Source organism: Mucilaginibacter rivuli, from assembly GCF_019391655.1.
GTDB classification, from domain to species: domain Bacteria; phylum Bacteroidota; class Bacteroidia; order Sphingobacteriales; family Sphingobacteriaceae; genus Mucilaginibacter; species Mucilaginibacter rivuli.
Window position 1 is genome coordinate 15389 of the sequence record NZ_JAHXPQ010000006.1, and the last position, 25563, is coordinate 40951.

A 25563-nucleotide genomic window follows, 5' to 3' on the forward strand; every position below is an offset into this window, starting at 1 on the left:
TTAATTTTTTACTACTTTACGCCCTATACTGTTGTAATAAAATCCGCACTCTTCCATTTTGCTCAGGTCGTAAAGGTTACGTCCGTCAAAAATAGTTTTTGTTTTTAATAAACTACCAACCTGATCAAAATCCGGTGTGCGGAATAACGACCATTCGGTAACAATAAGTAACGCATCCGCTCCGTGCAACGCGCTGTAATGATCGGCCGCGTAGCTAATGCTGTTGCCAATTACATTGCGCACGTTAGCCATTGCTTCAGGGTCAAATGCCACAACTGTAGCACCGGCCTTAGTTAACTCATCAATAATATACAAAGCCGGGGCTTCGCGGATATCATCAGTTTCGGGCTTAAAGGCCAATCCCCATAGCGCGAATTTTTTACCTTTAAGGTCGTCTTTATAAAATTTCTTTACCTTTTCAAACAGCACCTTTTTCTGGGTTTCATTTACTTCGATAACAGAGTTTAGTATTTTGAAATCGTATTTATGCTCATCGGCCGATTTTACCAGCGCCTGTACATCCTTAGGGAAACAGCTACCGCCGTAACCAACGCCCGGGAACAGGAAACGGCGACCGATACGCTCATCAGAACCAATACCACGGCGTACCATATCAACATCGGCACCAACAAGCTCGCACATGTTAGCTACCTCGTTCATAAAAGTAATTTTAGTTGCCAAAAATGAGTTTGCAGCATATTTTGTAAGCTCAGAAGAGCGTTCATCCATATAAATGATAGGGTTACCCTGGCGTACGTATGGCGCGTAAAGCTCGCCCATTAATTTACGTGCACGCTCGCTCATAGTGCCAATAACCACACGATCGGGTTTCATAAAATCTTCAACGGCTACACCTTCGCGTAAAAACTCAGGGTTTGATACTACATCAAACTCAACAGAAGTTTCGGCACCTAAAGCTGTTCTTACCTTATCTGCAGTACCAACCGGTACGGTAGATTTAGTTACGATAACCTTATATTCTTTTATGAGTTTACCTATATCCTTAGCTGCACCAAGTACATAGCTTAAATCGGCAGAGCCATCGCCACCCGGAGGGGTTGGCAGGGCTAAAAAGATAATTTTTGCCTCTTCAATAGCTTCGGCAAGATTGGTGGTAAATTGTAACCTATTCTGGTCAATATTGCGGTTAAACAAAAGGTCGAGGCCCGGTTCATAGATCGGCATCTTTCCATTTTGCATCATTTTTACTTTATCGGCATTGATATCAACACAGATCACATCGTTACCGGTTTCAGCTAAACATGTTCCTGTAACAAGGCCAACATACCCTGTTCCTACTACAGCTATTTTCATAATTTGATTTTATCCTGCTTTATTTGAATTATCTTCGACGACGAAGGTAGTAATTCAGTTTTTAAAATGTTATTAATTTACAATCTAATAATCCGAATTTATTTAAATTTAATATTTATATACTCCTTTTTTAATAAAAAGGCAAAATTATGGATCAACGGGAGAAAAAATGTCAAATTCTTAAACGTAAAAAAAAGCATTTGGTTTCATTTTGCTTCCCTCGGCGAGTTTGAGCAAGGACGCCCTGTTTTGGAAGCTTACCGTGCTCAATATCCAAGCAGTGTTATTGTGATCACTTTTTTCTCACCATCGGGATACGAAATAAGAAAAAACACACCCTTAGCCAACTATGTATATTATTTGCCGATAGATACGAAAAAAAATGCCATGCAGTTTATTGAAACTATAAACCCGGGCATTGCCATATTTACAAAGTATGAGTATTGGTACCATTACTTTAACGAGCTACATAGCCGTAGTATACCTGTATATATTATTTCGGGCATATTCAGGCCTAAACAGGTATTTTTTAAATGGTACGGTAGCCTGCACCGCAAAATATTATCATTTGTTGCTCATTTCTTTGTCCAGGATAACGAATCGGAGCGATTACTAAAAAACCTGGGTATAAACAATGTTTCGGTAAGCGGCGATACACGTTTCGACAGGGTTTGGCAAAATTCCTCATTCCCTAAACAACTCAACCCTGTTGAGCAATTTAAAGCCGGGCAACGGGTTTTTATTGGCGGCAGCACCTGGCCCGAAGACGAAGAATTAATAGCGCAACTGATACCTTTGTTCCCGGACTGGAAATTCATTTTAGCCCCGCACGAAATTGAGGAAGCTAAAATAGCCCGCCTGTTAAAATTATTACCAGGCGATGCTGTTATCCGTTATTCAGAAATTGAGCGATCCAAAAAAGAATTATCACAGTTTAATGTTCTGATAATTGATAACATTGGGATGTTATCATCATTATACCAATATGGCGATATCGCTTTTATAGGAGGTGGCTTTGGCGCGGGCATACATAATACATTAGAGGCCGCAGCTTTTGGCCTGCCTGTAATTTTTGGGCCGGAATACGAACGCTTTAAGGAGGCCCGCGATTTAGTGGACCTGCAGCTTGGCTTTTGTGTAGAAAATGATATCCAATTAAAAGCCATTGCCGAAAAGCTCATTCATGACAATGATCTGAGGGCCGAAAAAAGCGCATCAATAAAAGCTTATGTTAAAGAGCATACCGGTGCCACCGCCTCAATAATGCAAGCTATTAGCTAACAAATTACGCGGGCTTAACGGGGCTGCCTATCCAGTCTGTAGATGGTGACAGCGTTTCGCCTTTCATTACTAATGACAGCGCATCAATATTGGTATCATTACCAATATCGCTATCATACAAAATAATGGTTCGGGTGGCAATACTGCTACGCTCGCCTATCTTAACCGGGCCTATCTTCATTACACGATCTTCAAAAAGATGGGTTTGCGGGCCGCAGTCTTCGTTCAGGGCGCTGTCATCACCTATAGATATCATGTCATGCTCGGTAAAATCGGTGGTATTGAGCCATACGCGTTTGCCGGTTTTAACACCAAGTAAGCGCAAAGCTAAAGGCAGCCACGGTGTACCACGCAAAAAGTCGAGCAGGAAAGGTACAGCCAAAGCTTCATATGTTGAGGTAATAGCTTCGCTGCGCCACACCAGCCATGTCCACATAGGTTTTTGGCGGGCGGTATATTTGCCAATAAATATCCATTTCAGGATGATAACGATCAGGAATGCGGGTAAGCCAAACGCCACCAGGTACAGTACCGGATACAACACCACTACCTGCCAAAATTGGTACTCGGTAACCAACGTATGAGCAAGCGCAATAAAGATGATGGTAAAGCAAATGATGGCCGTTTCGGGAAGGATGATCCGGATAAACTCCACCGTGCCCCGCGCAAACTTACGCCATTTATTGGGTGTAATAGTTAACTCCGGCGGGTACTGCGTGCTCTCCTGCCTCCGCGGCATAGCAATGGCCGGCGAACCGAACCAATCTTTCGCTCCGGTATCTTCCATTTGCTGTACACTTGGCGGAGTGGATAATACGCCGATAAGCATATTAGCTGGTAAATGATACCCTTGCGGAATGAGCGCGCTGTTACCTACAAAGCTGGTGTCGTCAATCACGGTATGTTCCAATATCAGTTGCTGACCGCGCACATCGGCCTCGCCCAAAGTAACGGCATCTGCAATAAAACAGCCATCGCCAATTTCTAATAAAGGGTGCGTTACGCTGCTGGCGGTTGATACTTCGGTATTCTTGCCAACCTTCGCGCCAAGCAACCTAAAGAAGGTAGAAACAAACACCGTGGCATAAATAGGATGCAGTACAATTAAGCAAAGCGACATGAGCTGATCTGCAAACCACTTGCGTACATACATAGCGCTATAAACAGGGTACTTGCCAGGTTTGATACCACGTTGTAAAAGGCGCGTTAAGATGATCGTCTCGCCCGCAAACATGATGATGTACAGCGCTGCCAAAAACGGCACTGTCCACATATAGGTAAAATCCCAATCATCGGCGCGGTTATCTAATACATTCACGGCAATAATAGTTGGGATAAGCGGCAGCAAGACGATGAAAGGTACCAGGAACACCAACACCGAAAATATCACGTTATACTTACGGCGCATGGCTTTTGATACCGGCAATGGCTGTGGCAGTTCTTCAATTGGCTTTGTCTCTTTTAAAATAGCCGGACTACCCTGCCATATCTCGCCGGGCCTAATGATTTTTCCTGCTGATAGGTGACTCAGATCCTGCAGTTCACTCCAGGCTTCCATGGTTGCTCCGCCTGATATAACAGCGCTACTACCGATATAAGCGTGATCGCCGATGCGGATACTGCGTAGCTTGAGTAAACCATCTTCAACATAAGCATTGTTCAGCATGGTTGCAGAGCTGATACTTACATCGCTGCCAATAGATAGCAGGTCTTCCGCACCGACAGACATTGAGCTTAATTGCGCATCGGGGGCCACCTTTACACCCATCCAGCGCAGGTAAATAGGGTAAACCGGTGTGCCTGTCATAAACTGAGTAGGCACCAGTTCCTGCATCTTTTTTACAAACCACCATTTGAAATAGAAGCCGCCCCATAGCGGGTGATCGCCTTCTTTCATTTTGCCTAACAACAGCCATTTTGTTGCAATGGCGGTAATGGTATAAACCGGCGGAATGATACAGAAGAACAAAATTGCGATAAGGATACCCCAAAGTTTATTATCTGTTTCCTGCTCTACATAGTAATAGGCCAGGTAGGGCGAGAATATCTCCATAGCAAACAAGCCATAAATAATGCCGAGTGCCAAAGTTTGCGCCAGCCAACAGGTATAGTATTTCCATTTTGATACCTTATTGAATACGCGGGTTTGCTTTTTGGTTTTATCATGGCTTTCCCAATAATCAACCAATTTGTTTAAAGGCCTGTTGGTATAAATATCTTTTAACGATGCATATGGCATAGCGGCATCTCTGCGCAAACGCGATACCAAAGCAGTAGCCAATAGTGAATGCCCGCCAAGGTCATCAAAAAAATCCATCGACAGATCGATAGGTTTATTGGGGAATATCTTATTCAGCATGGCTAAAAACCTATCCTTACGTGGCAGGTTCATATCTAATGCGCCATCAGGATCGTCCACTTCTTTTATGCTCAACGCTTCGGGAACAGGCAACGCTTTACGATTGATCTTACCACTCGGCATGCGTGGCATTTCTGCCACTTTAACAATTGTGCCGGGCACCATATAAGTGGGTAATACTTTTGCCAGTTCATTACGGAGCAATATCTCTTCAAAATCAGTATTGTCTTCGGTAATTACATAGCCTACCAACTGATCCTGATCATTACTGTCTTTTTTAACTGCTACCGCTGCCGAAAGAACACCGGTTAACCCGTTTAGCTTTACTTCTATCTCACCCAATTCAATACGGTAGCCACGCAGCTTTATCTGATCATCAAAACGGCCCTGCACATCAATTTTTCCGTCTTCGGTAATAATTGCGGCATCGCCCGAGCGGTATATCATATCGCCCGGCATATCGGCCAGCGAGGCTGGTTTAGGTATAAATTTTTGTTTTGTTAGCTCAGGGAGTTTAACATAGCCGCCTGACAGGCCCGGGCCGCTTAACACCAATTCACCCCGCTCGCCCCTAGGAACAACATTTAATTGCTCATCAACTATGGCAACATTATAATTAGGTAAAGGGTCGCCTATCATTATCGCATCGCCGGGGTTTAACGTACCCATGTTTGATGTTACTGTAGTTTCTGTTGGCCCATAGCTGTTATAAAATTGCCTGCCGGGTTTTGCCCATCTGTCCAGAACCTGGCGGGTACAAGCCTCGCCGCCGGCATTAACTATGCGTAGTGCCAGGTTATCGTCTTCCACTACAGCCAGCAGGCTCGGTACGGCGTGCAGTACCGTTATGCGCTGTTCGCGTAGTACAGAGCTCAGCTCATCAATAGCTTTTGATGTGGTATTATCGGCTACCCAAATGGTTGCACCTGCAAAATAGCTTATCCATGTTTCTTCGCACCACATATCAAAAGATACAGAGAAGCCCTGGTAAACCTTATCAATAGGTTGAATTTGCAGCACGCTTTGCTCAGATCGTACCAAATGGCATATTTGCCTGTGCCCTATCGGGATTCCTTTGGGGGTGCCGGTACTGCCCGATGTATACAATACATAAGCGCAGTTATCGGGTTGAGGGCCTTGCGGTGTTGGAAACACTTCGCCTTGTTTAGGCCTCGCGGGTACTTTTAATAATTTGCATGTAACATTTAAAGGTTGTTTACTGAAACAGGCATTGGCTTCCACCTCCTTCATTACCGTTTCAACACGTTCGGCAGGCATTTCCCTGTCAACGGGTACATAAGCGGCGCCTGCTTTTATAATGCCTAATATTACAGCGTGCAGATCTAAACCGCGCTGCCACCAAACTCCTACTTTATCGCCATGGTTTATTCCCTGTTTGTTAAGATAAGCAGCTATTGCATTGCCCCAATTATTAAGCTCACTGTAAGTTATTGATTCATCATTAAAGATCAGCGCGGTTTTATCGGCAAATTGTTGTGCCGATGTGGTGAATATGTCTGATAAAGTTTCGTCACGCAACAAGTCGGCACGATGGGCACCGTTAACAATACTGAGTAAACTCATATATAATTGGTTGTATTTTCAGGTCTAATCTAATAGGTGCAGGCTAAATTGCATCACAATAATAGTAATACTTTATGTGCAAATGCTTTACTCTTTTTTATTATTCGCATTGCCAAAAGCATACCGTTATGACCTTACAACAACAAGGATGGTTTAATGTTGAGCAACCTGAAAATTATGTTTTAACAAATATTAACAGATATATTACATTCAGAATATGATCAGGTTAACGTGATCTTGAAGGAGGTGCCTTTATTCACTTCGCTGGTCACATCAATTTTACCCCCCATAGCCTCAACCTGGCTTTTGGTGATAAACAAGCCAATACCTTTGGCATCGGCATTATGGTGAAAAGTACGGTACATGCCAAACAACTTTTCACGGTTTTTTTCCATATCAATACCAAGGCCGTTATCGGCAAACTCCAATATAATATGATCGTTTTCCTGATAAACAGACACATTAATAACGGTTTGCCTTTCGGGATGCCTGTACTTAATACCGTTAGACAGGAAGTTAAAGATGATACTTTCGATATAGGCGGCATTATACTCAAGCTCAAACCCTTCGGGAACATGATTTTTTATTATCACCTCTTTATCGTTAGTTTTAATGGTTAAAACTTCGATGGCTTTTTCAATATACTCAAACAGATCGATGGTAGTAAGTTGCTGATTAATGGAGGTTTGCACCGAAACCACTTCATTAAGGTGCATAATAGTTTCGCTCAGCATTTCTGATACCTTTTTAAGGTGTTGCATCAGCTCGGCCTTTTCATCCTCGTCATGAGTGTCTTCTATCAACTTTACCAGCATCTCAAAGTTACCCGAGTGTGTGCGCAGGTTATGCGATATGATATAGGCAAAATTCACCAGGCGGCTATTTTGTTCGGTTATCAAATCGTAAGTATGTCTTAGCTGTTGTTCTTTTTGCTTTTGCTCGGTAACATCGGCAATAAAGCCATGCCATAACACACTGCCATCTTCCAATCTTTCGGGACGCGATGCCCCGTGAACCCATTTGGTATCTGCACCGGGTACGTTTATCCTAAACTCCTGCTCCCATTTCTCAAGTGTTTCAAACGACTTTATTATCGAGGTAGAAAATGCTTCCAGATCGTCGGGGTGCACCCGCTCAAAAACAGGTGTGGCATCATAACGGATATCTTCAGCGGTAAGGTCATACAGATCGATAATAGCATTACTTACAAATGGCAAAAAATACCGCCCATCGGGGCTGGCCTGAAACTGGTAAATAACACCCGGGATCTGTTCGGAAAGTTTAGTTAGCAATGCATCCCGTTCTTTTAATGCTTCCTCTATCAGCACACGCTCCGTAATATCACGAATACTACCTTCAGATCCGGCAAAATGGCCGTACTCATCAAAAATAGCATAGGCGTTTATTGATGTATATACAAAATGGCCATCAGGAGTTTTTAAACGCACATCGTAATCGTTTATTCGGCCATACTTGGTTAATGCCTCTACTACCGCCTCTCTTTCGCTGGGGTCATAATAAAAAACAGAGGCTGGCTGCCCAATAAACTGAGCTTGCTTATACCCATCATATTTTTCTATGGACTGGCTTATCTCGCAAAGGTTACCATTAACATCTACCCTAAAAAAAACATCCTGAACGCTGCGGAAAAGTAGCCGGTATTGATCTTTACTTTGTTGAAGTTCGCTCTCAGCTTTTTTCCGGAGTGTAATATCTTCTACCTGCGATACAAAATGCAGGGGCATATCAACCTCATCGCGCACCAGCGAAACACTAAGCATTGCCCATACTATGCCACCATTTTTATGTAAATAACGCTTCTCTAACTGATAGCTATCTATCTCTTTTGCTAATAGTTGACCGAGCAGTTCGATATCCTTTCCAAGGTCTTCCGGGTGGGTAATATCCTGAAAGGATTTTTTTAGTAACTCGGTATGTTTATAGCCCAGCATTTGGCACAGCTTTTTATTAGCCTTAAGCCATTTACCTTCCGGCGATACCAGCGCCATGCCGATAGCCGAGTATTCGAAAGCACCGCGGAAACGTTGCTCACTTATTTGCAATTCTATTTGCGCTTTTTTTTGCTTATCGATATTAATGTGGCAACCAGCCATTCTTACTGGCAAATCGCCATCGCGTTCTACGATCTGCCCGGTTGACATTACCCATAACAAGCTACCATTTTTGTGCATGCAACGCACCTCAACACTATGCGGCAATTGGCCATTGCTATCAATATGTTTCCTGATGCTTTCAGTAACGAGCGAAATATCTTCGGGGTAAACCAGGCTTTGCCAGGTCTCCATATCAGCGGCAAGCTCAACATCAGCATAACCAAACATGGCTTTAAAAGCCGGGCTCAGGTATACCCTACCCGATCGGATATCCCAATCCCAAAACCCGGCAAGGGTATCTTCAAGTATGGTTTTGTAAATATTATCCACTTATTGTAACAGGTAAATTTTTCAGAGATCGGCAAATAATAAATGGCTAATTTACAATAATATTATGAATCGGATTGGCTTGCCGATACCTGCAGGTAATGCGAAATTTTGCGGTACAGGTCATCAGGATTAAAAGGCTTGCTCACATAATCATTCATACCAACAACAAAGGCGCGATCTTTATTATCAAGCATAGCCGAAGCCGTAAGGGCTATAATGGGTAGTTTTTGATATTTTGAGGCTGGTTCCATTTTACGGATCTCTTCGGTAGCTGTATAGCCATCCATCTGCGGCATCTGGATATCCATCAATATCATATCGTAATTATTGGTTTTTGCTAACTGTACGGCTATCACACCATTTTCGGCAACGTCACATTCTACATCCCATTGCTTTAAAAATTGTTTTGCCAGCAGCACGTTGATCTGGTTATCTTCGGCCAGTAAAATGCGTACTCCTTTTAAGCTTTTGGCAACTACAGGCTTACTGGAACCTGGCTCTGATTCAATTTTTAACGAACTGCGTTTTAATTTAAGATCAAAATAAAAGGTTGAGCCTTTGCCCGGCTCGCTGTCTAATTTTATCTGGCTGCCCTGCATTTCGAGCAGGCGCTTTGTAATGGTAAGGCCAAGCCCTGTACCACCGTATTTGCGTGTTGTATCAGAACTTGCCTGTGTAAAGCTTTCAAATATAGATTCCTGCTTATCCAGCGGGATACCGATGCCGGTATCTTTTACTTCAAAACAGATGGTTGTATATTCATCATCCTGGCTTACTAATGATGCCGCGATGAGCACCTTACCTTCGTTTGTAAACTTAATGGCATTGGTTATTAAATTGGTAAGTATCTGCCCCAGCCTCACCGGGTCGCCAATTACCGCATCGGGCAGGTCTTCATCAACCATCAGCTTAACCTGGATACCTTTTTCGTTGGCACGCTGTATCAACGCTGAGCGGGTGTTCCTTATCAGGTCTTTTACACTAAAATCAACATCTTCAAACTCCAGTTTGCCTGCTTCAATCTTACTAAAATCAAGTATATCATTAATGAGCACCAATAAATTTTCGCCCGAAAACTTTAAGATATTGAGGTACTCCAACTGATCTTCGCGCGGGTTTTGTAACAGCAAATGTGTAAAGCCTATTACCGCGTTCATTGGCGTGCGTATTTCATGACTCATGGTTGAGAGGAACTGAGTTTTTGCCTGCGCGGCATTTTCGGCCTGTTCTTTGGCTTTAACCAAAGCCTGCTCTGCCTCTTTACGCTCAGTAATAATTTCGGTAAACATGATGATACCGCCTATTTCGTCATCCTTTTCATACCATGGTCTAATCTCCCACCTAAACCATTGTATCCGGCCATTTTTACGCACGTAGCTATCTTCGGGATTGCTTACAACCTCGCCCGCAAAACCACGCTGATGAAACTCTTTCCATCGTAATGACGACTCGGGGAAAATATCGTAGTGGCTCACACCGATAATGTTCTTTCGTTCCAGCTTATAATCTCTTTTCCAGATATTGCTGGCTGCTATATAGCGCATATCCTTATCAAAAATAGCTATCGCGGCCGGCGAAAACTCAATAAAGGATATTAATTGTTCTTGTTTCGCGCGGATATTTTCTTCAGCTCGTTTATGATCGGTAATATCTATTATTGCTCCATGTAGCTTAATTACCTGGCCATTATCATTATAGAATGGTTTGCCGATAGCTTGTATGTGCCTTACCTCCCCATCGGGTTTTATTATGCGAAGATCGTAATTTGATGAGGTGCCCCCTTTTAGCGCCATCCGTATAGAATCAAGATATTTTTCTCGATCGTCTGGATGTATCATTTTATCAAACTCATCGGTAGTTGGCCCATTGCCCTTGGGCTCCAAACCAAAAATACGGAATGCCTCTGCCGACCAATAGTTTTTACCTGTAAGCATATCTATTTCCCAACTACCACTATGGGTAAGCTGCTGTGTGTCGCGCAGTAGTGCCTCATTACTTTTTAGTCGTTCCAGGGCCTGCTTTTGTGTAGTAATGTCATGCCATACCACAAGCAACACGGGCTTATTATCAATAGTTACCGGGTTTATGGTTACCTCAACCATAATATCGGTTCCATCAACACGGGTATGCATCCACTCAAACTGTTGGTGCCCTTTTTCAAAAACGCGCTGGTTTATTTCGGCGGCTTTCTCTGCCGACAAGCGCCCGTCGGGCTGGTATTCCGGCGAAAACTCGGATGGGTTGCGGCCTACTACCTTTGTTTTATCATCGCATTTTAGCATACGTAATGCTGCATTATTGCAATCAATTATCCCATCATCATCTATCAGCAAATGCGCGTCTGTTGAAAATTCAAAAATTACCCGCTGGCTTTCTTCCTGCTGTTTGCTGGCCGTTATATTTTGAATGATGCCGTAAATGCGCACCGCTTTTCCGTTTTCAATAACAACATTTCCGCTTGAGCGTATATACAACCTGTTACCTTTTGCAGTAAGCAATGGCAATTCAATATCATAAGGTATGCCATCTGTAATCAGTTTATCAACCGCGGCCACCATTATCGGGCGCGAGGCTTCGGGGTAAAAGCTTAATGCGGTCTTCAAGTCTACCCTTTCAATGCTGTCAAGCTCGTGCATCTGGTACACTTCTTCAGACCAGTAGAGTTTATTGGCAACCAAATCAATTTCCCAGGTTCCTATTTTAGCAAGCTTTCCGGTTTGTGATAAAAGTTCTTTATTTTTTTTGTATTCGGCTTTTATTTCTTTGTACTCAGTAATATCGAAAAACACACCATTCAAAACCATGCGGCCGTCAAAATTCTCTATTTCGGCACTGGCTTTTATCCATTTAATACTTCCGTCGCGTGCGGGTATAGTGCCTTCCCAATCCCATGCCGCACCTGTTGTAAGGCAATCATCTGCAGCATGCAAAAAACCATCAATACTTTTTGCAAAGGTGTTAAACTCTTTGTTATTAACTACATGCCCCTGCTTACCCATCTCAAAAAAATCGCCTGTATTTCTGCTCAGATCAAAAAACATGGCATTGCCGGCACTATCGGGCCCGTATTTAAAAAAGGACACCGACCATTGCCTTGATACGTATTGTTGAGATATTTCTCGTGTTAACATCATTACCTGTTTTATACGATTATACAATTACAAGGTTACATTTTCGGTACGCTCAGTTAATAAATTTACAGCTTAATTTTAATAACAGCATGTTTGTAATATTAAATTAAAAAAATTTACAGAGGTTTCGGGCTTGTTAATATTGATAAAAAGAGAAAAATAATTTAGTTTTATGTTTAATTATGAAGCAAGTAAAATAAAGTAGTGTTTGCAATTATACTCCCCACTCAGTGCAATCAACTACATTGGGGATGATTTTCAGGTTATTACCACACAACATACCACAACAATTAAAAGTTACGAATATTTCCTAATAGTTTTCTACCTTACCAATTAACAAGTTAACCAACTTTGGTATAACTAATGCGCCAGTTAATAATTGGATAGGAACTTTTAAATAGCTATGTTAGTTAAAAAATTTAAGGTTATAATATGATAGCTTTGCAACCAATATCAAAAACATACGTATATATACTTCTAAGTTAACCCCCTTTTTTTAAATTTACTGTATGAAAACACAGATACTTGTAGTTGATGATGATATGAGCATATTAAAGTTACTCAACTTTATATTGTCAAAAGATTATGATCTGGTTATTAAAAACAGCGGGCTGGAGGCTTTAAGCTGGTTAGAAGAAGGTAATGATCCGACGCTGATAATTTCGGATTTGCAGATGCCATACCTTGATGGTCAAACTTTTGTTAGAAACTTAAAAATAAGCGGCTTTTACAGAGATACCCCAATCATTGTACTTTCGGGTGCAGAAAACCTTGAAAACGAGGTGGAAGGAATGCCGTTTAAAATAGATGCTTATTTGCAAAAGCCATTTAACCCAACCTCCTTAAAATCTGCAATAACTATGGTTTTAAATTTATACTATACAAGCGGGCATGCACATAACAACTAACTGGGACGGCGCTATTCAGCTACAGAATAAAGTAGCTTATGTAAGCTCCGGACCTGAAGAAATACTGGTAAATGAACTTGAGCATCAATTTGCGGTTAAGCATTTGATATCATTCAATTCCTTCGAAGACTACCTGTCAGAGCAATCAATACTTACATTACCGGATATTTTATTGATGGAAATTGACGAGGATGAGTATTGCTTTACCCTGGTTGAAAAAATAAAGAAAAACCCCATGCTGCATGGGTTGCTCATTGTTTTATTGGCCAAAACCCATGTACCGGAGTGGAAAAATAAAGCGATGCAGTTAAAGGTAAATGACCTGTATACTTACCCCCTGCCTGTAGAGTACCTATGTGAGCGGTTAAACTTTTTGATCAAGTTTAAGCTGATCAGGCCAAAATTATCCGAGTTACTAAATAAAGTTGATATTGAATATAAAATGCCCTTGTTTAAACGTGCATTTGATATTGTATCATCGGGTGGTGCAATTTTATTGCTATCGCCCATTATGCTTGCTGTGGCTATTATAGTAAGACTTGACTCCAAAGGGCCTATTATTTATAAAAGCAAACGTGTAGGCACGGGCTACCGGGTTTTTGATTTCTATAAATTCCGTTCTATGCGTACAGATGCAGATCAGGTATTATCTACCTTATCAAGCCTTAACCAATATGAAGCCGAGGAAGAAGGTAAAAGCAAAGCAGCTTTTATTAAGATAAAGAACGACCCGCGCATAACACGCATAGGTGGCTTTTTGCGCAGCAGCAGCCTTGACGAATTACCACAGCTGTTTAATATTTTAATGGGCGACATGTCTTTAGTAGGCAACCGCCCGCTGCCACTTTATGAAGCAGAAATGCTGACTTCGAACGAGTGGTCGATGCGATTTTTGGGGCCTGCGGGTTTAACCGGATTATGGCAGATAAGCAAAAGGGGAAAAGAAGACATGTCTGAACGTGAGCGGAAAAAATTAGACAACTTTTATGCCCAAAACTATTCTTTCTGGCTCGACCTTAAAATTCTTTTGGGTACATTCCCTGCTTTGTTCCAGAAAGAGAAAGTGTAATTAAGAATGAAGAAAGTATTTGCTGTTAAAGTGTATTTTACACTGTTTTTTATATTGTTTACAATAACAAGTTATGGCCAGGAGAGTATTTTGGATGCTGTTTCCTATCCATACCTTGAAAAACTTATTGCAACGGCTAAAACCAATTACCCGGCCGTAAAAATAAAACAAGTACAGGTTACCATTGCTGACAATAGTTATAAATTAGCAAAAGAAACCTGGTGGGATGCTTTCTCATTTTCATACGTATATAGTCCTCAAAATACCTTTGCCCTTGCTGCCGGCGGTGGTTTTACAAGTTTTTTTACAGGCTATCAAATTTCTGTATCATATAATCTGGGTAACTTATTAGGCAAACGCTTTACCATCCGTAATGCCAAAGAGAACCTTGTTATTGCACAATTAGAGCAAGATTCTTACAACCTTAACATTGAGCTTGAAGTTAAAAAGCGCTATTTTACATACCTGCAACAGTTAGCTATTTTGCGTTTACGTACCAAATCCGGCCACGATGCCGAAAGCATATATAACCAATCAAAGCACCAATTTGAAAATGGTAACGAAACGATAGAGAATTATACAAAAGCTTCGTTGTCATACTCAGAAAGTAACCAGGCACGTTTAGATGCGGAAACCGCTTTTTTAATTGCCAAAAGTACGCTCGAAGAAATTTTGGGTAAGAAATTAGAGGATATAAAATAATGGAATTAAAAAATTTCAAAAATCTGCTCAAGCGTTTTAAGCTCGCGTTGCTGCTAATTCCATTGGCAACCGTTATTGTTACTTATTTTTTAGTTCGCAAACTGCCAAACGTTTACTCGTCGCAATCGCAAATAGCTACGGGGATAGTTAACGAATCGCAAAACCTGCTTACCCAGGTTGTAGGCGAATCGCAGGCGAACCAGAAGTTTAGCAACATGATCGCCATTCTACAAACCAAAAAACTGTTAAAGCTGGTTTCATACAAACTTATTTTGCACGATCTTACTTCACCGGCCCCTTTTCGTACCAGTAAAGATTTTCTGAGTATGAATGCCAGCGCGCGTAAACACGCTATTGAAGTTTATAACAACATGTACGCAACACAAGGTACATTATCGTTGGATGATCCTGATCAAAATGGACTCGACCGTGTTTTAGGCTCAATGAAATACGATCCGGGTTCAATAGCATCAAAATTAAATGTTTACCGGTCTGAGAACAGCGATTTTATAACAGTAGCCTACGAATCTGAAAATTCACAACTTTGCGCATTCGTTGTAAATACACTTATTAAGGAGTTCACAACATATTACACCGCCCAAACCAAACAGAACCAGGATAAAGATGTTGCCTTTTTAGATAGCTTACTTAAAAAGAAAAAAACAACAATGGATAGCTCTATATCCAGTTTAAAGCAATATAAAATTAAAAATCACATACTTAGTTTAAGTGAGCAGGCGCGCAGCTTATACACCCAATTGGCCGCCGCCGAAGATAAAAAGCAACAGGCTGAAAAGGATGTTATAGCTTATACAGGCTCTATTAATAATATTGACAGGCAGTTTAACCCTACTGATAAAAAGTACATTGAAAGTACTTTAATGCAAGTAAACAGCAGCATTTTAGCTAACAAACAAAAATTAGCTCAGTTAACTGACCTGTGGATAAAAAACAACCATGCCGATAGCTATAAACACAGCATCGATTCGTTACAGGATATTATAACCCGGCAGATAAATGAATCGATAGATAAAAGCATAAATACACCGTTATCAACAAAATCAGCATTAATAAGTCAAAAGCTTACCTTGCAGGTAACACTTGATATTGCCCGATTCAGTATAAAATCATTATCCGACGAGATTCTACGTTTACACCAGCGCCTGGACGTATTGGTACCTAACGAAGCTGTGATACAATCGTTAGAGAACGATGCTGATGTAAAAACGCGCGAGTACCTTGAGGTATTACAAAAAGACAATCAGATCACCATGCAATCGAGCTACAATTCAAAACTGCAGCAGGTAGACGTTGCCGTTCCCGAACCCCCTCAGGCATCTAAAAAAATGCTGTTGGTTATACTTAGCGGTATGGTAAGTTTTATGATATGCATGCTGTTTTTATTTGTATTGTATTATATCGATCATTCAATAAAACAACCAAAAGCGTTGGCTAACGTTACCGATATACCGGTGCTTGGTGTTTTGTACAGATTGCCCCCTCAAACTATTGATATTAAAGAACTTTTAAGCACTGATAACGGCAACGAAACAGCCGGCTTTAAAGATCAGCTCCGTTCTATCAGGTTTGAGATTGACCAGGAGTTTAAGAACAACAAAATACTTGCCTTAACCAGCTTAATTGGCGGCGAAGGAAAAACTTTGATGGCGCTGAGCCTGGCACAATCATACTCAATTATTGGTAAAAAGGTGTTGGTTATTGATGGCAACTTTGACAGCCGTACCATAAGCACAACCTTACCTCTTAAAAATACAATTGAAGACTATTTTAAATATAGCCTTTTAAATAGTGATGCGGGCGTAACAGTATTGGGTAATAAAGGCGGCGACCAAACATTACTTGAAATTCAGGATGAGAGAACGATAAACGAACGTTTAACAGAACTGAAACAGATTTACGACCTGATAATTATTGAGGCCCCGGCATTGGATAAAATGAATAAAGCCAAGGAGTGGCTGCTGTTTGCTGATAAAGTTATAGGTGTATTTGAAGCCGATCAAACTTTAACCGAAAACAAAAGATTATCAATTAAATATTTAAAATCATTAGGTGATAAGTTTGGTGGCTGGATATTCAATAAAATGAACCCGGTTAACAATATTTAATTACCTGTAAATATTTACTTCAATGAATGAGCCTGTTTATATTGTATGGATCATCTTTCAGCTTATCATTGGCTATAACCTGGTATTCCCGCTACTGCTGTATGTATTTTATTTGATCAGTAAAAAGCCATCGGTTAAACCCGGTACCTTTTTTCTTGCGCCTGATTATGCCATTATTGTAACCGCGTACCAGCAAACAGATAGTTTGCCACAGGTAGTAAAATCATTGCTGCAATTAAAATACACCAACTACCTTATTTATATTGTTGCTGATAATTGCGATATCAGCAATTTAAAATTTGATGATGACCGTGTAGTATTATTAAGGCCCGAAGAAACTTTAGCCAGCAATACACGCTCGCACTTTTATGCCATAAAAAACTTTGAGCGCCCGCACACTTATTTAACAATTATTGATAGCGATAACCTTGTTGAGCCCGATTACCTGGACCAATTAAACATATATTTTGCTGCCGGCTACAGCGCCGTACAAGGTATAAGGGAAGCTAAAAACCTGGATACAACCTTTGCCTGCCTTGATGCCGCCCGCGATATTTATTATCACTTTTATGATGGAAAGATACTTTTTGGGGCAGGTTCATCAGCTACATTGGCCGGATCGGGCATGGCATTTACCACTGCTTTATACCGCGAGTGCCTTGAGCATTTAGATATTACAGGCGCCGGCTTTGATAAAGTTTTACAGGCTGCTATAGTTGACCGCGATTACCGCATAGCATTTACAGGCAAAGCCGTTGTGTATGATGAAAAAACATCACGCCCCGAGCAACTGGTTAATCAACGCGCCCGTTGGATAAATACCTGGTTTAAATACTTTAAATACGGTTTTGGTATGATAAGTAACGGCATTATTCATTTTAGCCGTAACCAGTTTATTTTCGGGTTGGTATTGGTACGCCCGCCATTGTTCATTTTCTTGCTATTATCCGTGCTTTTTACATTCATCAATTTAATAACGGGCCATTTTTTAATTAGCGCCATATGGGTATTGGGCCTATTGCTATTTGTTGCAGGTTTTGTTTTATCATTAAAGCTTTCAGTAACCGATAAAAGGATCTATCAATCGCTGGTAAACATTCCGCGGTTTATGTTTTTACAGATACTATCCTTGCTAAAGATATTTAAAGGGCAAAAAAACAATGTTGCAACCGTGCATTATGTTGATAAGCATATTGATGATATAAAAGAGCAAAAGTGAAGATCAAACCAGATAAAATAGAAAAAAATCCATACGCGCACCTTACGCTGCTGCAAAAAAACTCACGTCGTATGGCAATTGCGGCGGCTTTTGCGGGGGTAGCCATATGGTTCATTAAAATAGTATTTTAATACAAATGGATATTGTTATTCATATAGATAACCCTCAAAAGCCTTCCGGTTTTAAAAACCGGCTCAGTGCTTTATGGAAAGATATCCTGCTCAAAAAGCTGGCCCATCCTGCCAGCCTTATTTTTTTAACCTTTGTTTGTTTAATACTGGCGCTCCTCCTCTATAAAATTGGCGTTATTGCCGCGCTGCTGTTTATCATACTTATGGTTGGGCCACCATTAGTTTATGGCATTGTATTTTATCCCAAATTTGGCATTATAGCACTGTTTGTTTCGGCATACCTGTTATTCATTCCCATGAAAATGGATACACATGGTTTCCCGCTGGGCACGGTGATGGACCTGCTTGAATTTTTGCTGATACTCGGTTTTTTCATCCAGCAAAAAAAAGACCGGCAACGAAACCCTGAAAACCGGCAATGGCATTATTTTACGGATAAGCTAAGCATTGTAATGCTGATATGGATAGGCTATAATTTTCTCGAGGTGCTAAACCCGCAATCGGTATCCGCATTGGCCTGGATATTTACCATCCGCACAACAGCTGTTGTTATATTGATGTATTATGTGTTTGTGTATCAGATACGCGAAGTTTCGTTTATTACCCTCATGTTCAAAATATGGATAGGCCTGGCTGCATTAGGTGCGTTAAATGGAATTAAGCAGGAGTTTATTGGTTTCTCGAGTTCAGAATCCCAATACCTGTATAGTGATCCTGTGAAAGTTGGTTTACTATTCATTGATGGGCATATGCGCAAGTTTTCTATTTTTTCGGATCCTGTTGCCTTTGCTTATAACATGACGGCGGCCAGTATTCTTTGTATAACACTAATGTACGGGCCAATAAAAACATCAAAAAAGTATATCCTTTTTGGTTTGGTATTGCTTTTTATGTTTTCGATGCTTTTTTCGGGAACACGTGGCGCTTACCCGCTGGTACCGGTGGCTATGGGTTTGTTTTCCATATTAAACTTTAACAAAAAGGTACTTTATTTTGTAATAGGAGCTGCGGCACTTTTTGGAGTGCTTATTTTTATGCCTACCTCAAACCCTAATATCATGAGGTTTCAAACAGCATTTAAACCCAACAATGATCCGTCGTTTAATGTTCGTAAAATAAACCAGGCAAAAATACGCCCGTTCATACAATCGCACCCTTTTGGTGGTGGCCTGGGTTCAACAGGGCAATGGGGGCAACGCTTTGCACCAAACTCACAACTGGCAAATTTCCCGCCTGATAGCGGCTATGTAAGGGTTGCCGTAGAATTGGGTTATATAGGGCTGATATTAATATGCATAGTAGTTTTTATGGCGCTTTACTGCGGAATAAACAACTACTACCTCATTCACGATCCACGACTTAAAAACTATTGCCTTGCAGTAACACTGGTAGTTTTTGCCTATAACATAGGCAACTACCCACAAGAAGCTATTGTGCAATTCCCGTCGAACGTTGTTTTCTTTTTTGCGATGGCTATTATACCGGTTTGTTACCGCTTAGACAGGCAGAAATTAAAGGAGGCCGCCAATGCAAACTAACCTCATAAGCGGCCGGGATATTATTGTTGTGGGTCAGCAAGCCTGGGATACCGATATAGGCAGCAATTGCAAAAACCTGGCCATGGAGTTTAGCAAGCATAACCGCGTGCTGTATGTTAACTCGCCCCTTGATACTAAAACCAAATACACAAACAAGCACGATCCTAAAATACAGAAACGCCTTGCCATAATAAATAAAAAGGCCGACGGTTTAGAGCATGTTGATGGCAACCTTTGGACGTATTATCCCGATGAAACCATTCATTCCATTAACTGGATTGGTAGTACTGCTATATTCAGCATTTTTAATAAAGTTAATAACAGGCGTTTTGCACGTTCAATAAAAAAAGCTATCCAAAAACTCCATTTTAAAAACTTTATACTTTTTAACGATTCGGATATTTTCAGGAGCTTTTATTTAAAGGAATTTTTATCGCCCGCCATAAGTATATACTACTCGCGCGATTATATGATAGCTACAGATTACTGGAAAAAGCATGGCACTACTTTAGAGCCGCAATTAATTGCCAAAAGTGACCTGTGCGTAGCCAACTCGCCATACCTGTCTGATTATTGTGCCCAATATAATCCGAACTCATATTACGTTGGGCAGGGTTGCGATCTGAGCCTTTTTAACAACACCGAAGGTTTTACTATACCCGATGATGTTAAACTGATAAAACGCCCCATAATTGGTTATGTTGGTGTACTGCAAAGCATCAGGCTTGATATGGAATTGTTAAAATACATTGCCGTTAAACGCCCCGATTGGAGCATTGTGCTGGTTGGCCCGCAAGATGAAGCGTTTAAAGTAAGCGATCTGCACGAAGTGAAAAACATTCACTTTTTAGGTGCTAAGGATGGTGGTATGTTGCCTACATATATTAACTCGTTTGATGTATGCATTAACCCACAACTAATAAACGAAGTTACCATTGGTAACTACCCCCGCAAAATTGATGAGTACCTGGCCATGGGTAAACCAACCGTTGCTACAAAAACCCGTGCTATGGAAATTTTCGAAGATTATACTTATCTTGGGGAAACGAAAGAGGATTATTTAAACCTGATCCAAAAAGCACTCGACGAAAATACAACTGAACTACAGCAAGAGCGTAAAAGCTTTGCTGCATCGCACACATGGGAGAATAACGCGAACGAAATATATAAAGCCATAAATACATTAAATCATTAACACCCGGATGTCTATCGTATCAAAAATAAAAGCTAACCCTACGTTAAAAAAATTAGCGTTGTGGATGATGATACCTGCCGGGCAACATAAACCACGGCTTTGGGTAAAAATGATGGTCAATCCGTTTAAACACAAACGCGGAAAGAAATCTATCATAAGAAACAGAACCAGGACAGATGTTTTTCCGTATAATAAGTTTGAATTGGGAGAAAATTCGGTAATTGAAGATTTTTCGACCATTAACAATGGCGTAGGCGATGTGATAATTGGCGACCGCACTATTATTGGTATTGGCAATGTTATCATCGGCCCGGTAAGTATCGGTAACGATGTAATGTTTGCTCAAAATATTGTGGTATCAGGCTTAAATCATGGGTATGAGGACGTGAGCCTGCCACCAAGCGTTCAGAAAGAAACTACCGCCCAAATTACCATCGGCGATGATGTTTGGATAGGTGCTAATGCCGTTGTAACAGCAGGTGTTACCATTGGCAAACACGTGGTAATAGGTGGCGGCAGCGTAGTAACAAAAAATATCCCCGATTATTCGGTAGCGGTAGGTAATCCTGCCAAAGTGATAAAGAAATATAATTTTGAAATTGCAAAGTGGGAAAAAGCATAGTAAACGTAAATTGGTAAACCATCAGTAGCCCTAAAACAAGAAGCATGTCACTATTCGCACTTCCCGGTTGGATAAAACCTCACCTGTTTACAGGCAAAAAATTTGACGATTTAACCACCGTTGAAATAGCTGCCCTGCAAAAGCAAATTTCTGCTTTTACGGAAGATCAGCCTGATATTTCGGTGGTTATACCCGCCTGGAACGAGGAGAATAATATTTTTCGTACCCTGTCATCCTTATCGGCAAACCAAACAAAATATAAGGTGGAGATAGTTGTAATAAACAACAACTCCAAAGACCGTACACAACAGGTTTTAGACCAGCTTGGCGTACGCAGTTACCTGCAGCCCGAACAAGGTACCCCCCATGCACGGCAAATGGGCCTCGAAAAAGCCCGCGGCAAATACCACCTCTGTGCAGACTCGGATACATTTTACCCGCCCCAATGGATCGACCTGATGGTTAAGCCAATGGTAGAAGACCCGGGCATTACCGGTGTTTACGGGCGCTATTCATTCATCCCACCCGAAGGGTATAACAGGTTTGGCCTTTGGTTTTACGAGTTAATTACCGGTATACTGGTACAAATACGCAAACGCAAACGCGAATACTTAAACACCCTTGGCTTTAACATGGGTTTTGTTACCCAGGTAGGCCGCGAAACAGGTGGCTTTAAAGTAAAACAGGTACGCATGTTTGATAACGCCGCCGGCAGTGATTACTTTGTTGATGAAGCAGAAGACGGCACCATGGCTGTTAATTTAAAAAAGAAAGGCCGTTTAAAACTGGTGCTTGATATGAAGGCACGGGTATTTACTTCGCCGCGCCGGCTAATGTACGATGGTGGTATTTGGGCCGCTTTTAAAAATCGTTTTAAAAGCCATGGCAGCGGCCTTGGCGAATATGTTACCGGCAAAAGCAAAGACGCTTAATTTATTGTCACCTACCTAATTTCATAGATGAAGATAGCGCACCTGATCCTGGTACACAAAAACCCTAAGCAATTAGCCCGGTTAATGGACAGGTTACAACATCCGGATGCTGATATCTATGTTCATTTGGATGCTAAAACCAGGTTTGAACCTTTTGAAAAACTGCTACAGCGGCCGAACGTTTATGCCATCAAAAAGCGAATAAAAGTTTACTGGGGTTCGTATAGCATTGTAGAAGCCACGCTAAATGGATTTAGGGAAATATTGGATGCTAAGAACAACTACGCTTATATCAACCTGCTAAGTGGTGATGATTACCCTATAAAAACCGTTCAGGATATCCATAACTATTTTGCAGCCAATACTGATAAGATATTTATGGAATACCTTACCGAAGATTCGGACTGGTGGAAAAGCGTTAAAAGCAGGGTTACCCAATACCACTTAACTGATTACCGGTTTCCCGGAAAGTATACTATACAATCTTTAATTAACAATTTCTTCCCGGCCCGCCAACGTCCGGCCGATCTGGAGTTTGTTGGGCGCTCGCAATGGCTAACCATAACTGAAGAAGCAGCTAAGTACGTCATTAATTTTTTGGTGGAACACCCAAAAGTAGTCGATTTTTTCAGGCTATCATGGGGTTCTGATGAGGTGGTGATACAAACCGTATTGTACAACTCGCACCTCAAGTTCAAAATAGTGAATAATAACCTGAGGTATATTGATTGGTCGGCAAATGATGTCAGCCCAAAAACTTTAGGCATGGAGGATGCCGGCGAGCTACTCCAATCACCGGCGCTGTATGCGCGTAAATTCGACCTGGATCAAAAACCCGAAGTATTGAATTACCTTGATGAAAAACTGCTGAATAAATTCTGAGGATGATTATGAAGAAAGTATCCATCATTACCGTAAATTTTAATCAGCCCGCTGTAACCGAGGCATTGCTCTCTTCTATCAGTGATACCAATACCTATAATAATATCGAAATTATCGTGGTGGATAATGGTAGCAAAACCAATCCGGTACCACAATGGCAGGCGCAATATCCTGATGTTATTTTCATCCGTTCTGATGCGAACTTAGGTTTTGCAGGCGGCAATAACTTAGGCATTAAAGCCGCTACAGGCGATTATTATTTTCTGGTGAATAATGATACTGAATTTACAACAGGGTTAACAGAAACGCTTGTAAACGTTTTAGAAGCCAACCCAAACACAGGCATCATCTCACCAAAAATAAAATATTTCCAACAGCCGGATGTGCTGCAGTACGTTGGCTTTACACCAATGAACTATTATACCTGCGCTAATAAATGTGTGGGCCAGTTTGAGGAAGATAAGGGTCAGTACGATGGAATTACCGCTCCTACCGGCTTTTGTCATGGTGCCGCCATGATGCTGCGCCGTGAGGCCGTTGATAAAGCTGGACTGATGGCCGAAAACTATTTTCTCTATTACGAAGAAATGGATTGGAACGAGCACATCAAGCGTGCGGGTTATGAGGCCTGGGTTTGCACCAATGCGCTCATCTATCATAAAGAGTCGGTATCTGTAGGTGCAAAAAGTGCGTTGAAGGAATACTTTATGAATCGTAACCGCATTTTGTTTATGCGCCGCAACGCGCCATTTTTAAAGCGCTGGTTCTTTTACATTTACTTTTTGCTGTTAGTTACGCCCCGCAACATCATACTTTATATTAAAGATAAAAACTATAATTTTATCCTTATGCTGTTTAAAGCCATAGGCTGGAATATTGTTCAACCACGAAACAGCATGAAACTGGGTTACCCTATTAAAACCATCGCATGAAAATACTTTTATGGTTAAGCCTCTTTATTGTTGTATACACTTTTGTGGGATATGGCATTTTGCTGTACATCATTATCCGCATTAAGCGTAAAGTGAAAGGCATGCCAAAACAAATACCTGTTGATATGGATACCCTGCCAACTTGCACACTGGTGGTAGCTGCCTACAACGAAGCGGGCTTCATAAAAGAAAAAATTGCCGATACCCTCAAACTAAAATATCCTGCAGGTAAACTCAAATTGCTTTTTGTTACCGATGGATCTGATGACGGAACGCCTGAAATAATAGCCGCTTACCAACAAATACAATTGCTGCACCGACCCGGGCGTATGGGCAAAATTGCTGCCGTACACCGCGCCATGGAAAGCGTTGATACCGAAATAACCGTATTTACCGATGCCAATACCTTTTTAAACCCTGATGCGCTCATTAACATTTGTCGCCATTATGCCGACCAGACCGTAGGCGCCGTTGCAGGCGAAAAACGTGTACATGTTGAAGAAAATGCTGATGCCAGCTCTGCCGGCGAAGGTTTTTACTGGAAGTATGAATCTGCGCTAAAAAAATGGGACTCTGAACTATATTCGGTAGTTGGTGCCGCGGGCGAGCTGTTCAGTGTACGCACCAACCTGTATAAACCTGTTTATCCGGATACCATTCTTGATGATTTTATGATATCGATGCTGATAGCCAAACAAGGTTACCGCATTGTTTATGAACCAACGGCCTACGCTACAGAAACAGCATCGGCCAACGTATCCGAAGAGTTGAAGCGCAAAGTGCGCATTGCCGCGGGCGGTATCCAATCTATTTTGCGGTTAAAAAGCCTGCTCAACCCGTTTGCGAGCGTACTAAACTTTCAGTACGTTAGCCACCGTGTTTTACGGTGGACGGTTACTCCTTTCTTTTTGATATTAGCTTTCGTGCTCAACTTCCTTATAGCCCGTAACGCTGAAGCTACTTTTTACCAGATCCTCTTTGTGGCCCAGATCATGTTTTACCTGATGGCTTTTTTAGGCTTCATTTTGGAGAAGCGCGAACTGCGTATCAAAATACTCTTTATCCCGTACTATTTTTGCGTAATGAACTACGCGGTGCTCGCCGGCATCATCCGGTATTACCGCAAAAACCAAAGCGCCGTTTGGGAAAAAGCCGAACGCAGATAATCGGTTATTTTATTAAATTAGCGGCTTC

Annotated in this window: 18 protein-coding genes; 14 read left to right on the plus strand and 4 right to left on the minus strand. The window is 41.4% G+C overall.

Annotation, left to right across the window (positions count from 1 at the left end; all coding sequences use genetic code 11):
• Nucleotides 1-1314: a UDP-glucose dehydrogenase family protein gene (locus KXQ82_RS14405; protein WP_219489101.1), complete on the minus strand. Its 1314-nt coding sequence runs from the start codon at nucleotides 1312-1314 to the stop codon at nucleotides 1-3.
• A 66-nt stretch (nucleotides 1315-1380) separates the two neighbouring features.
• On the opposite strand from KXQ82_RS14405, the gene KXQ82_RS14410 reads away from it, so the two are divergent.
• On the plus strand, nucleotides 1381-2595 hold the full coding sequence (locus KXQ82_RS14410) for a 3-deoxy-D-manno-octulosonic acid transferase (protein WP_219489102.1): 1215 nt from the start codon (nucleotides 1381-1383) through the stop codon (nucleotides 2593-2595).
• Nucleotides 2596-2599: 4 nt separating this feature from the next.
• Here KXQ82_RS14410 and KXQ82_RS14415 read toward each other — a convergent pair whose 3' ends face one another.
• From KXQ82_RS14415 to KXQ82_RS14425, 3 genes are all read right to left on the minus strand, one after another.
• Nucleotides 2600-6538: a Pls/PosA family non-ribosomal peptide synthetase gene (locus KXQ82_RS14415; protein WP_219489103.1), complete on the minus strand. Its 3939-nt coding sequence runs from the start codon at nucleotides 6536-6538 to the stop codon at nucleotides 2600-2602.
• Nucleotides 6539-6759: 221 nt separating this feature from the next.
• Nucleotides 6760-8982 (minus strand): PAS domain S-box protein, encoded by a 2223-nt coding sequence (locus KXQ82_RS19990; RefSeq protein ID WP_219489104.1) that lies wholly within the window; start codon nucleotides 8980-8982, stop codon nucleotides 6760-6762.
• Between the two features lie 62 nt (nucleotides 8983-9044).
• The gene (locus KXQ82_RS14425) at nucleotides 9045-12116 is read right to left on the minus strand and encodes a PAS domain-containing hybrid sensor histidine kinase/response regulator (protein WP_219489105.1); all 3072 of its coding nucleotides are present in this window, start codon (nucleotides 12114-12116) and stop codon (nucleotides 9045-9047) included.
• A 506-nt stretch (nucleotides 12117-12622) separates the two neighbouring features.
• Here KXQ82_RS14425 and KXQ82_RS14430 point away from each other — a divergent pair.
• Genes KXQ82_RS14430 through KXQ82_RS14485 form a run of 13 tightly spaced genes read left to right on the plus strand, consistent with a single transcriptional unit; the run spans nucleotide 12623 to nucleotide 25535 of the window.
• Nucleotides 12623-13021 (plus strand): response regulator, encoded by a 399-nt coding sequence (locus tag KXQ82_RS14430; protein ID WP_219489106.1) that lies wholly within the window; start codon nucleotides 12623-12625, stop codon nucleotides 13019-13021.
• Nucleotides 13005-14090 carry a sugar transferase gene (locus tag KXQ82_RS14435; protein ID WP_219489107.1) on the plus strand — a complete coding sequence of 362 codons (1086 nt, stop codon included), beginning with the start codon at nucleotides 13005-13007 and terminating at the stop codon, nucleotides 14088-14090. Before KXQ82_RS14430 ends, KXQ82_RS14435 begins: the two co-directional genes overlap by 17 nt.
• Before the next feature lie 6 nt (nucleotides 14091-14096).
• Complete coding sequence (locus KXQ82_RS14440; RefSeq protein ID WP_219489108.1) at nucleotides 14097-14792, plus strand: TolC family protein; 696 nt, start codon at nucleotides 14097-14099, stop codon at nucleotides 14790-14792.
• Complete coding sequence (locus KXQ82_RS14445) at nucleotides 14792-16918, plus strand: exopolysaccharide transport family protein (RefSeq protein WP_219489109.1); 2127 nt, start codon at nucleotides 14792-14794, stop codon at nucleotides 16916-16918. The genes KXQ82_RS14440 and KXQ82_RS14445 overlap by 1 nt, the downstream gene beginning before the upstream one ends.
• A gap of 22 nt (nucleotides 16919-16940) precedes the next feature.
• On the plus strand, nucleotides 16941-18137 hold the full coding sequence (locus KXQ82_RS14450) for a glycosyltransferase (RefSeq protein ID WP_219489110.1): 1197 nt from the start codon (nucleotides 16941-16943) through the stop codon (nucleotides 18135-18137).
• On the plus strand, nucleotides 18134-18268 hold the full coding sequence (locus KXQ82_RS19885) for a hypothetical protein (protein WP_255563670.1): 135 nt from the start codon (nucleotides 18134-18136) through the stop codon (nucleotides 18266-18268). Before KXQ82_RS14450 ends, KXQ82_RS19885 begins: the two co-directional genes overlap by 4 nt.
• A gap of 5 nt (nucleotides 18269-18273) precedes the next feature.
• Nucleotides 18274-19806, plus strand: a complete 1533-nt coding sequence (locus KXQ82_RS14455; protein WP_219489111.1) for an O-antigen ligase family protein — start codon at nucleotides 18274-18276, stop codon at nucleotides 19804-19806.
• Nucleotides 19796-21001, plus strand: coding sequence for a glycosyltransferase (locus KXQ82_RS14460; RefSeq protein WP_219489112.1), 1206 nt, complete (start codon nucleotides 19796-19798; stop codon nucleotides 20999-21001). Before KXQ82_RS14455 ends, KXQ82_RS14460 begins: the two co-directional genes overlap by 11 nt.
• Before the next feature lie 7 nt (nucleotides 21002-21008).
• Nucleotides 21009-21623 (plus strand): acyltransferase, encoded by a 615-nt coding sequence (locus tag KXQ82_RS14465; protein ID WP_219489113.1) that lies wholly within the window; start codon nucleotides 21009-21011, stop codon nucleotides 21621-21623.
• 44 nt (nucleotides 21624-21667) lie between these two features.
• Nucleotides 21668-22555 carry a glycosyltransferase family 2 protein gene (locus KXQ82_RS14470; protein ID WP_219489114.1) on the plus strand — a complete coding sequence of 296 codons (888 nt, stop codon included), beginning with the start codon at nucleotides 21668-21670 and terminating at the stop codon, nucleotides 22553-22555.
• 27 nt (nucleotides 22556-22582) lie between these two features.
• Entirely contained in the window at nucleotides 22583-23437 is an 855-nt protein-coding gene (locus KXQ82_RS14475) for a beta-1,6-N-acetylglucosaminyltransferase (protein ID WP_219489115.1), read from the plus strand.
• 8 nt (nucleotides 23438-23445) lie between these two features.
• The gene (locus tag KXQ82_RS14480) at nucleotides 23446-24369 is read left to right on the plus strand and encodes a glycosyltransferase family 2 protein (RefSeq protein WP_219489116.1); all 924 of its coding nucleotides are present in this window, start codon (nucleotides 23446-23448) and stop codon (nucleotides 24367-24369) included.
• Nucleotides 24366-25535, plus strand: coding sequence for a glycosyltransferase family 2 protein (locus tag KXQ82_RS14485; RefSeq protein ID WP_219489117.1), 1170 nt, complete (start codon nucleotides 24366-24368; stop codon nucleotides 25533-25535). The genes KXQ82_RS14480 and KXQ82_RS14485 overlap by 4 nt, the downstream gene beginning before the upstream one ends.
• The last annotated feature ends 28 nt before the right edge of the window (nucleotides 25536-25563 follow it).

Coding starts and splice junctions, on each gene's coding strand:
- KXQ82_RS14405 (WP_219489101.1), bottom strand. CDS start 1,314: ATGAAAATAGCTGTAGTAGGAACAGGGTATGTTGGCCTTGTTACAGGA.
- KXQ82_RS14410 (WP_219489102.1), top strand. CDS start 1,381: ATGTTATTAATTTACAATCTAATAATCCGAATTTATTTAAATTTAATA.
- KXQ82_RS14415 (WP_219489103.1), bottom strand. CDS start 6,538: ATGAGTTTACTCAGTATTGTTAACGGTGCCCATCGTGCCGACTTGTTG.
- KXQ82_RS14425 (WP_219489105.1), bottom strand. CDS start 12,116: ATGATGTTAACACGAGAAATATCTCAACAATACGTATCAAGGCAATGG.
- KXQ82_RS14430 (WP_219489106.1), top strand. CDS start 12,623: ATGAAAACACAGATACTTGTAGTTGATGATGATATGAGCATATTAAAG.
- KXQ82_RS14435 (WP_219489107.1), top strand. CDS start 13,005: ATGCACATAACAACTAACTGGGACGGCGCTATTCAGCTACAGAATAAA.
- KXQ82_RS14440 (WP_219489108.1), top strand. CDS start 14,097: ATGAAGAAAGTATTTGCTGTTAAAGTGTATTTTACACTGTTTTTTATA.
- KXQ82_RS14445 (WP_219489109.1), top strand. CDS start 14,792: ATGGAATTAAAAAATTTCAAAAATCTGCTCAAGCGTTTTAAGCTCGCG.
- KXQ82_RS14450 (WP_219489110.1), top strand. CDS start 16,941: ATGAATGAGCCTGTTTATATTGTATGGATCATCTTTCAGCTTATCATT.
- KXQ82_RS14455 (WP_219489111.1), top strand. CDS start 18,274: ATGGATATTGTTATTCATATAGATAACCCTCAAAAGCCTTCCGGTTTT.
- KXQ82_RS14460 (WP_219489112.1), top strand. CDS start 19,796: ATGCAAACTAACCTCATAAGCGGCCGGGATATTATTGTTGTGGGTCAG.
- KXQ82_RS14465 (WP_219489113.1), top strand. CDS start 21,009: ATGTCTATCGTATCAAAAATAAAAGCTAACCCTACGTTAAAAAAATTA.
- KXQ82_RS14470 (WP_219489114.1), top strand. CDS start 21,668: ATGTCACTATTCGCACTTCCCGGTTGGATAAAACCTCACCTGTTTACA.
- KXQ82_RS14475 (WP_219489115.1), top strand. CDS start 22,583: ATGAAGATAGCGCACCTGATCCTGGTACACAAAAACCCTAAGCAATTA.
- KXQ82_RS14480 (WP_219489116.1), top strand. CDS start 23,446: ATGAAGAAAGTATCCATCATTACCGTAAATTTTAATCAGCCCGCTGTA.
- KXQ82_RS14485 (WP_219489117.1), top strand. CDS start 24,366: ATGAAAATACTTTTATGGTTAAGCCTCTTTATTGTTGTATACACTTTT.